14 protein-coding genes, 1 tRNA gene and 1 rRNA gene are annotated in these 15,501 nt (G+C 47.1%); all 16 read right to left on the bottom strand.

From position 1 onward, the window contains the following. Positions 1–53: 53 nt before the first annotated feature. The gene (gene ltrA / locus ACE5LO_RS26945) at positions 54–1,430 is read right to left on the bottom strand and encodes a group II intron reverse transcriptase/maturase (protein WP_375522998.1); all 1,377 of its coding nucleotides are present in this window, start codon (positions 1,428–1,430) and stop codon (positions 54–56) included. Positions 1,431–1,898: 468 nt separating this feature from the next. Beyond that, the gene (locus ACE5LO_RS26950; protein ID WP_375522999.1) at positions 1,899–2,051 is read right to left on the bottom strand and encodes a small acid-soluble spore protein P; all 153 of its coding nucleotides are present in this window, start codon (positions 2,049–2,051) and stop codon (positions 1,899–1,901) included. A 48-nt stretch (positions 2,052–2,099) separates the two neighbouring features. Continuing rightward, entirely contained in the window at positions 2,100–2,276 is a 177-nt protein-coding gene (locus tag ACE5LO_RS26955) for a hypothetical protein (protein WP_375523000.1), read from the bottom strand. A gap of 51 nt (positions 2,277–2,327) precedes the next feature. Then, positions 2,328–2,669: a hypothetical protein gene (locus ACE5LO_RS26960; RefSeq protein WP_375523001.1), complete on the bottom strand. Its 342-nt coding sequence runs from the start codon at positions 2,667–2,669 to the stop codon at positions 2,328–2,330. 340 nt (positions 2,670–3,009) lie between these two features. Continuing rightward, entirely contained in the window at positions 3,010–4,230 is a 1,221-nt protein-coding gene (locus ACE5LO_RS26965) for an SIR2 family NAD-dependent protein deacylase (protein WP_375523002.1), read from the bottom strand. Beyond that, complete coding sequence (locus ACE5LO_RS26970) at positions 4,193–5,485, bottom strand: hypothetical protein (RefSeq protein ID WP_375523003.1); 1,293 nt, start codon at positions 5,483–5,485, stop codon at positions 4,193–4,195. The genes ACE5LO_RS26965 and ACE5LO_RS26970 overlap by 38 nt, the downstream gene beginning before the upstream one ends. A 324-nt stretch (positions 5,486–5,809) precedes the next feature. After that, positions 5,810–5,898 (bottom strand) — tRNA-Ser (locus ACE5LO_RS26975). An 85-nt stretch (positions 5,899–5,983) separates the two neighbouring features. Further along, positions 5,984–7,267, bottom strand: coding sequence for a serine--tRNA ligase (gene serS / locus ACE5LO_RS26980; protein WP_375357380.1), 1,284 nt, complete (start codon positions 7,265–7,267; stop codon positions 5,984–5,986). A 126-nt stretch (positions 7,268–7,393) separates the two neighbouring features. Further along, positions 7,394–7,981: a pyridoxal 5'-phosphate synthase glutaminase subunit PdxT gene (gene pdxT / locus ACE5LO_RS26985; RefSeq protein WP_375523004.1), complete on the bottom strand. Its 588-nt coding sequence runs from the start codon at positions 7,979–7,981 to the stop codon at positions 7,394–7,396. 16 nt (positions 7,982–7,997) lie between these two features. Next, complete coding sequence (gene pdxS, locus ACE5LO_RS26990) at positions 7,998–8,879, bottom strand: pyridoxal 5'-phosphate synthase lyase subunit PdxS (RefSeq protein ID WP_375523005.1); 882 nt, start codon at positions 8,877–8,879, stop codon at positions 7,998–8,000. Between the two features lie 87 nt (positions 8,880–8,966). Continuing rightward, entirely contained in the window at positions 8,967–10,343 is a 1,377-nt protein-coding gene (locus ACE5LO_RS26995) for a D-alanyl-D-alanine carboxypeptidase family protein (RefSeq protein ID WP_375523006.1), read from the bottom strand. Positions 10,344–10,550: 207 nt separating this feature from the next. Beyond that, the gene (gene guaB, locus ACE5LO_RS27000) at positions 10,551–12,008 is read right to left on the bottom strand and encodes an IMP dehydrogenase (RefSeq protein ID WP_375523007.1); all 1,458 of its coding nucleotides are present in this window, start codon (positions 12,006–12,008) and stop codon (positions 10,551–10,553) included. 269 nt (positions 12,009–12,277) lie between these two features. Continuing rightward, positions 12,278–13,318, bottom strand: coding sequence for an ABC transporter substrate-binding protein (locus ACE5LO_RS27005; RefSeq protein ID WP_375523010.1), 1,041 nt, complete (start codon positions 13,316–13,318; stop codon positions 12,278–12,280). 133 nt (positions 13,319–13,451) lie between these two features. Next, positions 13,452–14,306, bottom strand: a complete 855-nt coding sequence (locus ACE5LO_RS27010; RefSeq protein ID WP_375523008.1) for an ABC transporter permease — start codon at positions 14,304–14,306, stop codon at positions 13,452–13,454. Next, positions 14,303–15,052: an ABC transporter ATP-binding protein gene (locus tag ACE5LO_RS27015; RefSeq protein ID WP_375523009.1), complete on the bottom strand. Its 750-nt coding sequence runs from the start codon at positions 15,050–15,052 to the stop codon at positions 14,303–14,305. The genes ACE5LO_RS27010 and ACE5LO_RS27015 overlap by 4 nt, the downstream gene beginning before the upstream one ends. A gap of 375 nt (positions 15,053–15,427) precedes the next feature. Beyond that, a 5S ribosomal RNA gene (rrf, locus tag ACE5LO_RS27950) occupies positions 15,428–15,501 on the bottom strand; the annotation flags it as partial.

Here is a 15,501-nt window from a genome sequence, read left to right on the forward strand (position 1 = left end):
AGTATAAAGGTTATCCCTGTATCAGCTGATTTAAACTCTTGGCAGTAAACCAATTACACTAAAGTTGAAACACTCCCGTTATTGCCGAGGGATTTTGAGAGGATCGGGCTATTGGAGATTCTCCAGTAGCCCTTTCTTGTGTTTGCGTACTCCCATGCCTTCTGTTTGTGGATTCCGAGCGTTTGCAACTTTTTAAATTTCGTCTTTACTCGTTTCCATTGCTTCCAGAAGATCATGCGTATCCGCCTTCTCATCCATTCATCCGTTGATTGTAGCAGGCTCTTCATATCCGCTATCTTGTAGTAGTTAATCCACCCCATGATGTAACGTCTAAGCTTCTCCGCCCGCTGTTCATTTCCCACTCCGTTGCTCCTCGATGTCAGTTCCTTCACTTTGGCCCTCATCTTTGCCATGGATTTCGGGTGGATGCGGACTCGTATCTCCCCCTTCTTTGCATAGAAGGAGAATCCAAGAAATTTGACCTTCCTTGCCTCGTCCACTACCGTCTTTTCCCGGTTCACTTTGAGAAACAGCTTTTCCTCGATAAAGGGGAGTATGTTCGTTAGCGTCCGTTCAGCGCTTCTTCTGCTTTTACAGAAGATGAGGAGGTCGTCCGCATAGCGGACGGATCGATGGCCGCGGCTCTCCAGTTCTTTGTCCAGTTCGTTCAGCATGATGTTGCTGAGGATCGGACTTAGGTTCCCGCCCTGCGGTACGCCGATTTCCGTGTCCTCAAACTTATGCTTAACAACTACTCCGGCTTTCAGGTATTTATGAATAAGCGAGATGACCCGCCCGTCTTTAATGGTTCTGGTTAGTACCTCTACCAACTTACTTTGGTTCACGGTATCGAAATATTTCTCCAGGTCCATGTCGACTACATATTTGTACCCTTCCTGGATGTTTTCCTGACTCCTTCGGATTGCGCCATGGGCGCTTCTCTTCGGACGGAATCCGAAACTGTTCCCCGAAAACTGCTTCTCATAGATCGGTGTAAGGATTTGGGCGATCGCCTGCTGAATCACTCGGTCTACCACTGTCGGGATGCCTAAGTTTCTCTTCTTTCCGTTCTCTTTGGGAATCTCCACCCTTCGAACGGGATTTGGACGGTAGGTTCCGTCCAGAATGGATTGTTGGATGGTTTCTCCGTTCTCTCGGAGGTATTGTAGAAGTTCATCTACGCTCATTCCGTCGATTCCGTGAGATCCTTTGCTTGCTTTGACCCGCTTGAACGCTTCGTTCATATTGTCTCGGCTCACGATTTTCTCAAGCAACCCATTCCTCGGCTCGGTTGCGTTGGTGTTGTCGGTTTCAGGTATCCTCGCAGGATTGTGCACTCCCGCTTGTTCTCCATGTTCCGCATGTACGTTCCGCGTGGAGCCTTCTCTTCGAAGTTGGCTGCACTTCGCTCCTGTTTCAGTACCTTTCATTGACCCACACCTCCTAAGGTTCGGCCCTTCCCTCAAGCCGTCGACTGCTCAAGGTAATATGGCTTCTGCTGACTTCTCATGATAAATCTTGTTTCAACCGTGATTCGAAGTTCATCTCCTCACGTCCATGAGACCTCCCACGGTAAGGCGACTCACTTTTCTTCCATCTACCCGCACCATTTACACTGGAATGTCCGTGTAGTGTATTGGACTTCGCTTTGTTAGGCAAGCTCATCCCATTCCTTGTGCCTGATGATGTTCGTGTTCCTCGGGCCGGAAGTTTGCCTCCAGCTTCCTTCAGATTCCACCTCACGATGGACACCCTTGCTCTCGGCTAGTGGTTGGCCACTACCAGCCCCCACAGCGGACTTTCACCGCCTAGTTAGTCGCCATGCGTGGCGCACCAAAAAAGCGCCTTAGTCTGCGACTAAGACGCTGATCATATATATGGCTCCGCCTTCAGATCACTTAGGACCCTTGCGGATTATGGTGGTCCACATGATTGCGGTTTTTGACTTTTTTAGACCCAGACAATGGTTCCTGCATGCCCCGGTCATGATCCCGGTCACGCTGCTGAGTCTCCTGTGCTTCAGGTACCGGTACGCTTTTCGGCTTACTCATCATTTCTACCTCCTTTATGCCATTCTGGTGCATGAGTTTAGGCTTTGCTTACATATGGGTCGGATTCATATCCGCTGTTGCATCATGGTTCAGAGCATCCTGATGCCGGCGGTCATTCCGGTCCTGCTCAAGCTGCTGAGCGTTATGGCTGTTTACGGGACGCTTATCCAGACTTTCAATGACATTGGACAAATTTTTATCCATTCCCTTTTTCGATTTGCTCACGAAGATCACCCCTGTCTTAAATAGCTTGAAATTTCCCGATCAGGCGCCGATTCAGGCATGTGTCAGCTGCTGCAGCGCCTGGGCGCATTGATGGATATGTCTTGTGTAATCGTCGGCCAACTGCTGTATGATATCCGAACGCTCATCAACGGTTCGCCCTTCACTTTCCACATCCACCAGGTTCACCTTTACTTCACGGGAGTCCACATAGGCACAAGCAAAATCAAAAGAGTACATCTGTCTTCCTTCCACTTCAATGTGAATGCGCAGCGCTTTGGAATCGGCTTCATCTGCGGACACCCATGCTTTATCCCCAGGGCCGATCAGGGTCGGCAGGCGCTCCTGCCATGCTTCCACCAATTGCTGCTGATCTATTTGCAGCTCTCTGCTCATTGCAACACCTCCTCCGCACTGTTAACGTGCGGCAAAGGAGCATCATTTATGCATGGAGGGACTGAAAAGAAAATGTCTATCGGCGTATTTTAAAGCAGTCGGATTGCGTTTAGTTGAGGTTTTTCTACAATGAATGCAAAAAGGCTACCGTCAATGCTCATAATTAATTATTAATAACCTACTACAATTAGCCAAACAAAAGCGGTTAGCTTCAATCATTCAAGTACTCTTCTCTTGTTTAATTACTCCTATATGCTAAACCTTCGCGCATTACGGGAAAAATGATTATATTAACAACTTTCTTTTAGTTAATTGTTAAAAAGTAAAATTGCTTGTAGTTTTATACCATAGAATCAAGTACCGTTTTTATTGCTTGCACTAATACTTTTTTGTCAGAGTAGCCACTATCATCAACTGGGATGTTTAAGCCAATAAGCTTAAGATTCTGCTGACCAAACTTCTGGGCTTGATGCATTACTGGATTTTCTATAAACATATAATGCTCTCCCCCAACATAACTTACAAGCTTGCTATATAAGTCACTAAAGTACTCATCAGCAAAAGACCAACCAATAAACAAGAGATGACGTTGTGCCAATATAGCATTTAGTTTTGCCTTATATCCTTCATTAGTGTAAAGTTCATCATATTGTTTTTTTGTAACAATCATAGTACTCGGCCTATCTATATAACCATGGATATGAACTACTCTATTCACTGCACTATCAATTAAGCTACGCACATCTTCTACTTCATTTAAAAGAATCGGATTGACTCTTTGTCCTTTAAAAAAGTTCGGCAAGATATTATCGTAATTTGATGTCAAATAAATTGGTGAATCTAGATTCACTAATTCATTCATAAAATGTTCCTCATCAGGAATATTCAAATTTGGATTCGCAAACTTGCTTGCAATAGCTTTTTGAATACTTGCTTCAGTTGTTAGAGATGTAGAACTACTAGTCAAAAACGTTAAAGCTTCAAATACATTTCCTGCACTAACCAACCTTCTATAGTAATTCAAGTTTGCACGAGTAACGTTTCCTTCAAAGCTTTCTAACATTCCGGTCCAAGTCGGTAATCCAAATGGGGCCGAAACTCCCGCCCCCAAAAAAGGTACAACCGTGCTAATTTTGCTTTTCAGCTCGTAGTAATTCACGACATAGTCTGGGTGCAAATATTCAAATACTTTTTGCTTGTTATACCCCTGCACTTCATTTATAAATTCATTTGTAAAGGAATATACAAAATCGTATTCATGTTCATGATCAGAATCCTTTATCATTACTCCACAATTTTCGCAAGTAACGGGAAAATCATTGGAAGTATATCGTCCCCCTCTACATTCGTATGAAATTTCCATGTCGACGTAACCTCTTACCTGTAATTCATTTATCATAAATTTTATATCTTTATCACTTAAGCCTACTTTTATAAAGGAGCTTTTTGTAAAATCCTGTTTACCGATATGTTTTACTAATGTTGTTATTAAGCGTCCCGCCCCTACTTCTGTAACATTTAATTCAGTAGTTACGGAGTTCACTAATTCTGTCAAGGACATAATGTAAAAACTCCTTTTCTAACGGTCTATTTGCTTTAAAAGTAATTAAAAAATCACTTTTATTTGAACGAATCGTTGTCTGAATAACATCAATGTCTTTAAGATTAGTATTATTGATATCTGTAAACCATGATAATGAGAACGTTTGAAGTCTCTGAGAATCAGTAAAGCTTGTATATAAGCTGTGGAATAACTCAGACGATGCTAACGGTTTATTCGCTCCAGCCGACTCTGTTGAGCTTCTGCTAGCATTATTAGATGTAAAAGATATTCTCGTTGAATATGCCTCTAAATCTAGCCTTCTCGCCTCCCTTTTTAACTCGTTATTGCTGACATTTGCAGCGATATAACTCGCAACCAACATCGAGTTAATTTGTTTTATAATTGTTTCCTGAACATTTTTATCTGGTCGATTATCATCTTTTTCAAAAAGGGCATCAAATAATTGTTTGGTTGTAGCAGGTAGTAATCTTCCCGTTCTCTGGTTAACTAAAGCCCTCTTATCCTCAAGCAATTTATCGTCCAAACTCTTACAATATTCAAATAATCCTTTTCTGTCCTTCTCGCAATCTATATAAGGTACAATTCTTAAGTAAGGTAATAATTCCCCCTTGATTCTATTAAATAAAGAACTGATTGAGTGATCATATGGCTCTTCGTCTTCTTCTGGTTTAGCAATTCCAGTTGTATGTCGAGCCATCAGGGTTAACGTTAGCCTTTTAAAATCCACCTCAATCCCGCCAAGTAAGAAAGATCTTTTATTTTCCTTTTTTACTACTTCAACAAAGAGTATTCTTAATTCTTCAACATCATTGTTACTGGCTTTAATATCAAATCCTGCAATAAATTTAGTACCAGTGTGCGTTGGGCTGATCGTATCCATTAAATAAAATCCGCTATCTTTCATATCTGCACGAAATTGTGATGGAATAAATTGATTATGGTTATACGTACTAATCAATTGTTCCATTTGTTTCCTAAGCACCGGAAGTTTAATTTTAGTAGGACTTTGAATCTTATTCAAGCTAACGTTTTTGAGCTGGCCATATAAGATATTTTCAAACAACACCTTATCTATTTCGTTTTTCCTTGAGACGTTTTTTAAAACTATATTCTCATAAAAGGTTTTTAAACTTTGTCGACTAAATGTGTTCTTTATACCTAAAAGCTCAGAGATAGATTCCTTCAGCTTAGGAACATCAATGTACTCTGCATAGTAAAGACCCCTAAAACTATATAAGCTGACATTGCTCACTGATATCCCTCCGAGAACTTAATCTAGATATTTAAATCACACTATTTAAATTTTATCTTAAGGAAATATAGTATTTCTATATTTTCACATATTCATTTTATCATAAACTAATTACGTACATATATATCTTACTCTTTTATAATTCCGATTATCAGAATTTATGGGCTGTTTTGCCTTTGTTTACGCTCATATTTTCGTACCTCCCGTTAGATTTTCGTCTAACGGTCACGAACACAAAAAAACGCACCAGACCGTTGTTCAACAGTCAAGTGCGTCTCTGTCATAATCGCCACAATTCCTTATGTAGCGGGGATTTACTATAAATGGCGGAGAGGATGGGATTCGAACCCATGTGGGCTTGCACCCTAACGGTTTTCAAGACCGCCCCGTTATGACCGCTTCGGTACCTCTCCATGTGGTAAATTTGCGTCCCGCTTCAAAACTATAAAGGAAGCGCAACACAAATGATTTTACCACAAAGCTAAAATGAAATCAATGCTATGCTTTGCGGGTAATTTTCTCAATCCCGCCCATGTAAGGTTGGAGCACTTCAGGAATACGCACGCTGCCGTCCTCTTCCTGGTAATTTTCTAAAATCGCTGCTACGGTACGTCCAACAGCAAGACCTGAACCATTCAGCGTGTGCAGAAACTCCGGCTTGGCCTTCGGCTCCGGACGGAAACGAATATTGGCACGACGAGCCTGGAAGTCCTCGCAGTTGGAGCAGGAGGAAATTTCGCGGTACATTCCGCTTTCCGGCAGCCAGACTTCAAGATCATAGGTCTTGGCCGATGTAAAGCCCATATCGCCTGTGCACAGTGCCAGCACACGGTAAGGCAAGCCAAGCAGTTGCAGTACACGTTCAGCGTTCTGCGTCATTTTCTCCAGCTCTTCATAGGAGGTATCAGGGTGCACCAGCTTCAGCATTTCCACCTTGTTGAATTGATGCTGGCGAATCAGCCCGCGCGTATCACGTCCAGCGGCACCGGCTTCCGAACGGAAGCATGAGCTGTAAGCGACATAATGCTTGGGCAGCTCCTCGGCCGCCAAAATTTCCTCACGATGATAGTTGGTTACCGGGACTTCCGCTGTAGGAATCAGGTAATATTCGGTATCGCGCAGTTTGAAGAGATCCTCTTCAAACTTGGGAAGCTGGCCTGTACCATACAGGCTGTCTTTGTTCACAATATATGGAGGAAGCATCTCCTCGTATCCGTGCTCCGTGCTGTGCAAATCCATCATAAAGTTAATCAGTGCCCGTTCCAGACGAGCCCCCAGACCTTTGTAAAAGGTAAAGCGCGATCCGGTAACCTTGGCACCGGCCTCAAAATCAAGAATTCCAAGATTCTGGGCGATGTCCCAATGAGCTTTGGGCTCGAAGGAAAACGATCCTGGCTCAGACCATCTGCGGATCTCCACGTTATCCTCTTCAGAGGCCCCGACAGGGACGTCTTTATGCGGGATGTTAGGAATGGACAGTACCAATTCATCAATTTGCTCTTCCAGCTCGCGTACCTGCTCGTCCAATTCCTTGATCCGGTCCGATACCTGGCGCATTTCAACAATGAGATCGTCAGCATTCTCTTTATTCTTTTTCAGTCTTGCCACTTCAGCGGATACGGTATTGCGGCGGTTTTTCAAACCCTCGCTTTCCTGCAGCAGCTCCCGGCGGCGTGTATCCAGTACAGGAAATTCACTGATAGATTCCTGATCCTTCCCCCGGTTGCGCAGCGCCTCTTGTACCCGTTCAAAATCATTACGAAGTATTTTAACGTCCAACACGACAATCCCTCCTACACAAAAACCTTGACCTCTGCTCGAAAAATAACGATCCGTTCATGTTGCCTTCGGCCGTGGGCCATCATTCGTTATTCCCTGCACGAGGGTCAAGGTCGATTCGATTACAGATTATTTACTGCCTAATCCTTTATACTCACGAACCATGTCGGCAAAATATTGATGAAGCCGGTAATCGTCCGTCAGCTCGGGATGAAAAGAAGAGGCCAGCAGATGCTCTTCCCGTGCTGTCACGATTTCACCGTTGTATTCTGCCAGGACATCCACATCGGACCCAACCTTCTGAATCAACGGAGCGCGAATGAATACAGCCCGCACGGGCTCTTCGATTCCCGCAATGTCCAGATCGGCCTCAAAGCTCTCCCGCTGCCGGCCAAAAGCGTTCCGGTTGACCGTGATGTCCATCAGACCGAGATGAGCCTCTTCCTGTCCGGCAATTTCCTTGGCCAGTACGATCAGACCCGCACAGGTTCCAAAGATCGGCTTCTTCTCTTCCGAAAATTTGCGGATCGCATCAATAAAATCGTACTTGCGCATCAGCTTGCCAATGGTCGTGCTTTCTCCGCCCGGGATGATCAGCCCGTCAATCTCATCCAACTGTTCCGTCCGTTTGACGGCAACTCCCTCAGCACCTGCCAAACCGATGCTTCTGATATGTTCTGCTACAGCGCCCTGCAGCGCCAGTACTCCGATTTTCATAGACTTCCCTTCTCTCTTACCAGCCGCGGTCCTGCATGCGGTCCTGTGCAGCCAGCTTGGAAATCTCGATGCCTTTCATCGGGGCTCCCAGGTTTTTGGATACTTCAGCAATCAGTTTATAATCCGTATAGTGTGTTGTGGCTTCAACAATAGCACGGGCAAACTTCTCAGGGTTATCCGATTTGAAAATCCCCGAGCCTACAAATACACCGTCTGCTCCCAGATGCATCATCAAAGCGGCATCCGCAGGAGTCGCTACACCACCAGCCGCAAAGTTAACGACCGGAAGCTTGCCGTTCTCGTGAACTTCCAGCAGTAGGTCATAAGGTACGCCGAGATTTTTGGCTTCGGCATAAAGCTCATCTTTCGACATGTTTTGTACTTTGCGGATTTGGCTGTTAATGAGGCGCATATGGCGCACAGCTTCAACGATGTTGCCTGTTCCCGGCTCACCCTTGGTCCGGATCATGGAAGCCCCTTCGCCGATACGGCGCAGCGCCTCACCCAGGTCTTTGGCACCACAAACGAAAGGAACGGTAAAATCCCGTTTGTCGATATGAAACACTTCATCTGCCGGTGTGAGCACTTCACTTTCGTCAAGGTAATCGACACCCAGCGATTCCAGTATCTTCGCTTCAATATAGTGACCAATACGGGCTTTTGCCATTACGGGAATCGTTACAACCTTCATTACCTCTTCCACGATCGTTGGGTCAGCCATACGGGCTACCCCGCCAGCGGCACGAATATCGGATGGAACCCGCTCCAGCGCCATAACGGCGGTTGCTCCGGCTGCCTCGGCGATTTTAGCCTGCTCGGCGTTCATGACATCCATGATGACGCCGCCTTTTTGCATTTCTGCCATACCCCTTTTTACACGCGATGTTCCCGTTTCCATCTCTTATTGGCCTCCTGTTGTATGCGTATTCTAACTCGTTATTTTACCTTACGGTACCCAAATACTCAATATCTGGCGCCACTTATGTTAGAACAGATTCTTGATGTTGCCGAACAGATCCGCGAAGAAGCTTCCGATGGCCCGAAAGAACATCTTGAGCCAGCCCGCTTCCTCCACATTTGCCGCGGTGATCAGTTCAACGGTCTTTTCCTGCGGCTTGTCCATCCCATCCGCCTTGTAGGAATAGGTTACCGTTCCCACCTTATCTCCCTGCTTAAGCGGAGCCACCAATTCAGCGGCCGGGGTTACCTTCGTCTTATGTGTAATCTTCGCATTGGCAGCGTTCTTCGGAACTACAAAGGTAACAGCGTCCTTGGTAACTACCGGTACTTCGGTTTCTTTCCCCTTGGTTACAGGCACCGTCTTCAGATCGTCGAGCTCGGCCTTGGGAGCCACAACCTGCTGCAGCTTGAAATTGTTAAAGCCGTAATCCAGCACCTTCCGGGTTTCAGTAAAACGTGCAGGCTCATTGGCCGCGCCCATAACCACACTGATCAGCGTCATGCCATCGCGGACTGCCGTACCCGCAAAGCAGTATTTTGCAGCATTGGTATGTCCTGTTTTCATCCCGTTCAAGCCTTCATAAGCATAGGCCTTGAAGTTCGTAATGCTCTTATTGGATTCCAGCATCCAGTTCCAGTTAACAATCGGATCTTTGTCCGTTTTACGGAAGCGATAATTTTGCAGTGTTGTAAATTGCGTATAATCCGGATGATCACGCACAATAAATCCGGCCAGTGTAGCGACATCTCTTGCGGTCATCACGGTCTCGCGATCCGTGTCCGGCCGGTACTTGGCCGGCATATCCGCCTTGTCCAGCCCAGTTGAATTAATGAAATAGGAATCCTTCATCCCCATGCGTTGGGCCGTTTCATTCATCATTTGTACGAAATTCTGCTCCGAACTGGCTACATATTCTGCCAAGGCTACAGTAGCATCGTTGGCAGAGCCAACAGCCATGGCGATATATAGATCTTTTACCGTATGCTTGTCACCCTCAGCCAAAAAAATACGCGAGCCGACGCTTTTCGCCGCATTTTCACTGACTTCGACCACATCATCCCACTTGATTTTGCCCTGCTTGACCTCTTCAGCGACAATATACTCTGTCATCATTTTTGTCATGCTTGCAGGCGGCAGCGGCTCATCCGGGTTCATGGACAGCAGCACTTGGCCTGTACTCGCTTCTATTAATATAGCTGAACTCAGCGCCAGGTCAGGAGTTTTAATTCCGGATGTACCCACAATCTCCGTTTTTGCCCCCGCAGCAGAGGTCATTACCGTAGGATCCAATGAGCTTACAGCTGGCAGAGCAGTCATATACATCATATTGAACAGCACAACAGCAGCAATGCTCTTCTTCAGCAAGCCGCTTTTCTTTTTCCATTTACTTGAGTTTTTCAACGTTAAATAAACTCCTCTCTCACTCAACCCAACCCACTGTAGTCATATATGAAGGTTGTAGCAATCACTTATCTATTCTATCATACGCTATGACGCAAAAAAAGACAGGTCGGGCCAATTCGCCCACCCTGCCTTCTCTAGCATTTCCCGGATGTTAAGATTATAGAATTTATAATTTCCAGCGGAGCTGAAGCATTCTATTTTTTCTTACAATGAGTAGTTTGGCGCTTCCTTCGTGATTTGCACATCATGCGGATGGCTTTCGCGTAACCCTGCGCCGGTGATCCGGATGAACTGTGTATCGTTGCGCAGCTCTTCAATCGTCTGCGTGCCACAGTATCCCATCCCGGAACGAAGCCCGCCGATCAGTTGATGAATCGTGTCGGACAAAGGGCCTTTGTAAGCAACACGGCCTTCAATGCCCTCAGGCACCAGCTTTTTGTCGTCATCCTGGAAGTAACGGTCTTTACTGCCCTGCTTCATCGCCGCCATGGAGCCCATGCCCCGGTATACCTTGAAACGGCGTCCCTGATAAATTTCGGACTCACCCGGGCTTTCCTCCGTTCCGGCAAACAGGCTGCCCAGCATAACTGCAGAGGCGCCAGCCGCCAAAGCCTTGGTGATCTCGCCGGAGTACTTAATGCCGCCGTCAGCGATAACCGGCACACCATACTCACGGGCCACGGTTGCGCAATCATAAATAGCCGTGATTTGCGGAACCCCGATCCCTGCAATGACACGAGTTGTACAAATAGACCCTGGTCCAATACCAACCTTGACGACCGAGGCGCCGGCTTCGATCAAATCGCGGGTTGCTGCTCCGGTTGCCACGTTGCCCGCAATAATGGTCAGATCCGGATAACTTGCCCGCAGCTTGCGGACCGCATCAATAATATTGATGTGATGTCCGTGCGCCGAATCCACTACAATCAGATCCACGCCTGCCTGCACCAGCGCTTCTGTCCGGTCAAACGTATCGGAGGAAATACCGACAGCCGCACCAACCAGCAGACGGCCGTGCGCGTCCTTGGCTGCATTCGGGAACTGGATCGCTTTTTCGATATCCTTGATCGTAATCAAGCCTTTAAGATTGTTGGCCTCATCCACCAGTGGAAGCTTCTCAATCTTATGCTTTTGCAAAATAACTTCAGCTTCCTGAAGCGTCGTTCCTACCGGTGCGGTAACCAGATTTTCGCAAGTCATCACTTCGCTGATTTTGATATCGTAGTCATGAATGAAACGAAGGTCCCTGTTGGTCAAAATGCCGACCAGCTTGTTATCCTCATTTACAATCGGCACACCTGAGATGCGGAACTTGCCCATGACCTGCTCCGCGTCTGATACAAGATGATCGGGGGTCAGCGAAAACGGATTGGTAATCACGCCGCTTTCGGAACGTTTAACACGGTCGACTTCCTCGGCCTGCTTCTCTGCACTCATGTTCTTATGAATAATACCGATGCCGCCTTCTCTTGCCATGGCAATCGCCATAGCCGCTTCCGTAACGGTATCCATGCCTGCGCTGATCAGCGGGATATTGAGCCTCACTGCGTCACTTAACCTCGTGGACGTATCTACCTCTTTCGGCAAAACTTCCGATTTACGGGGTACCAACAAAACATCGTCAAAGGTTAAGCCTTCCTTGCCAAACTTATCTTCCCACACCAGGGTTGTCCTCCTTAGAATATGTTTAAGTACGCCACGGATGTCTATCCATGACGGACAAAGTAACGTTTTCTGAAAATATATTAATTGCAATCTTAGCAAAGCAGTATAGGGGTGTCAAGCGTTATAACCTTCATGTTCTTAAGGTATATTTCCCATTGAACACATCTGTATGCGACTGATGGACATATGACAAAAAACAACCGGACCCCGGCATAAATCCCGGGGTCCGGCCGATATTCCCTCTTGGGGAGCGCTATGCCGACGCCTTATGGAACAAGGCTTGGCTCAACTTCCTTCAGCAGGCTCAAATCGATATAGGATGAAGTTTCAGGGACAGACGTAATATTTCCGGTTGACTTCAGGTAGTCCATAACACCTTGGCCGTTGCTGACATTCAGGAACGTGTCGTCAGCAGCCATGCTGTATACATTGCGGCTCATGATGTCCGTCAGCTCCGCTTCCGTCAAATGCAGCTCCGGTGCAAGCAATTTGATCGCATCCTCACGATTGTCGTTAATATAATCTGTCGCTTTGTTCAACGCGCGAAGAACAGCTTTAATCGTATTCGGATTTTCCTGCAAAAACGCATCGGTCATTTGGATGGTCGTATGAACGCTCATCCAGTTGACTTCTCCCTTCTTATCCGGCAACTCCGACTTCGTTCCGCTAAACAGGAAGTGGCCCCCGGCGTTGATCGCTTTTGTAATGAACGGCTCCCATGCCGCCATCGCGTCGATGTCGCCTTTCTCCAAAGCGACGACCGCATCGCTTGGCGCCAGATTAACGTATTTGATTCTGGAGGCGTCCACACCCAGCTCCTTTGCCATATTGTCGATGGCGATCTTGACGTCCGCTCCGCTCGGAATGCCAATCGTTTTGCCTTCCAAATCCTTCGCGCTGTTCAATACAAGGTTCTTGCCGCCAACGACAGCTTGCGTACCGGCGATTTGCGCAAGCGGTGCGACGATCTTCACACCAATACCATTAGACTTCAGAATGATATCCATGAAATTGGTTTGAATGCTGACCGGCGCACTGCCGCCGGAGACCATCGGACCGATGTCCGGGCCGCTTTCGATCAATTGACTGGTAACGTCCACCCCCTCTTCTTTGAAATAACCGAGCTTGTCGGCAATAATTTGCTGAGACGAAATTTGGGCGTCCCGTACGCCGACAAGCGTAAGCTTGGTCGTCTCTAGCCCACCGCTTTCCGCGGGTGCCGAGACTGCCGGCGCGGATGAAGGAGTTTCAGACGGCGAAGGCGCTTGAGACGAAGCACCGCCACCACAGGCGGACACCATAACCATCAAAATAAGGGATGTTATTAGAGTAAGACCGAATTTACCTTTTCTGTTTTTTGCCATTTCCTCCACCCTCTATCTTCGTATTGATAGTGCTGTCTATCCTGTCCGGCCAAACCGACCAACTATGTTGACCCAGCTATTTCTCCAAGGCGTCTCGAATCCCTCCCTTTCTCCAGGACATGACCCTCTTCTCTACCAGCTTCAAAAATTGGGAGAACAAGCTGTACTCCAGTCCGATGAATACGATGGCCACAAACATGTTCGATATTTTAAAATAATTGCGGGCATCCACGATAATATAACCGAGGCCGGAGCTCGCTCCCATCATTTCCGATACAATCAATGCGGAGAAAGCGAGCCCCAGCCCTACCTGCGAGCCAACCAATATATTCGGAATGGCCGACGGCAAAATCACCCGAGTGAAAATCTGGCGCTGTGATGCCCCCAGGCTGGTAGCGGAGCGGATAAGAAGCGGATTGACGGATTTCAGGCCATCCAATGTATAAGCGAGCATGGGAACAAATGTCGTCCAGGCGATAAGCAGCACCTTCGGAAACTCCCCGATGCCGAACCAGATAATAAACAGCGGCAGCAACGCCAAGGCCGGAATCGGTCCGGTAAGATTAAGAAGAGGGGATATCCAGAACTCGACATGGCGGAAGCGGCTCATCAACATGGCAATACCGATAGCGCAAACGGTACCGAGGGTGAATCCTTGTAAAATGCGCACAGTGCTGGACAAGAGACTCGCGCCGATCATCCCCGTCTCGGCCAGCATCCTGGCATTGCGGATGATTTCGGTCGGCGGCGGGAAAAAGAGCGGGTTGAACCATTGAACAGCCATGTTAAACCGCGAAAACAGCTCCCACAGCAGAAAGATGGCAACGTAAGGGATCGCCCCCTTCCACCCGAACGGTTTCCTGACGGTTCGAATCACCGGCTTTCCGGCAGGTTGCACAGAAGGAATCGTCACTGTCTTGACCCGGCTCATAAGCTTGCCTCCTTTACCGTTTCCTCGTCCATCAGCACCGCTTCGATTTCCGTCATGAGCTGTCCGAAGCGGCTGTGGTGAAATGTTCTCGGATGATTCATTTCAACTTCCAGCACGGATGCAATCTTTCCATGCTTCATCACCACCACACGATCCCCCAGAGAAATCGCCTCGCTGATGCTGTGCGTAACGAACAACACCGTCGGCTTCACTTCCCGGCAAATCCGAAGCAGCTCCCGCTGCATTACATCACGGGTCAAGATGTCGAGCGCGCCGAACGGCTCATCCATCAGCAGCATATCCGGACCGGCGGCCAGTGCTCTGGCGATGCCAACCCGCTGCTTCATGCCCCCGGACAGCTCATGCGGATAATGCTTGGCGTAATCGGACAAACCCACCAGTTCCAAATAATGCGCCGCCTTGCTACGGGCCTCCTTTTTCCCCATCCCTTGCACGTCCGGGCCAAACGCGATATTGTCCAGCACGTTGAACCACGGAAAAAGCGCATGCTCCTGAAACACGACTCCCCGCTGCTTCGACGGTCCTTTGATCGTCCTGCCGTCCACCGTAATCGTGCCGCTGTCCGGGGCGATAAAACCCGCCACCATATTCAACAGGGTCGATTTCCCGCAGCCGCTGTGGCCTACAATACACACAAGCTCATGCGGCTTTATAGTCAAATAAATTTGGTCCAGTACAGTTCGACCATTAAAGCTTTTATTCACCCCATCGATGACCAATTGCATGCCCTGCAACCCCCTTCAAATCATATCCCTCTGTCGCATGCTTTCGTTGACTTGATGGTAAACGATTATCTTGATTTATGTAAACATTCATAACGCAAAAATTAGATTTTTCGGCATATAACATAAAGAAATTGCTGCCAAACTGTCTTTTTTAACAAATTATAATCCTAAACAAAAACTATATATAACATATAAATAACATAAGAACAGTGATATCCAGCTCATTAATGATTTCCTTCACTCTTTGACGCGCACAAAAAATCCCTTGACGATAAAACATCAAGGGAAATGAAAATCTATTATTTAGATTCAAACAAAAAAATAATCAGCCACCGATTGTTTTCGGTAACTGATTATTAATTCTACAAGACTTTTGCCTGGCAACGTCCTACTCTCCCAGGACCCTTCGGTCCAAGTACCATCGGCGCTGGAGGGCTTAACGGTCGTGT

It is taken from the genome of Paenibacillus medicaginis (genome assembly GCF_042138635.1).
GTDB lineage: Bacteria > Bacillota > Bacilli > Paenibacillales > Paenibacillaceae > Paenibacillus > Paenibacillus medicaginis.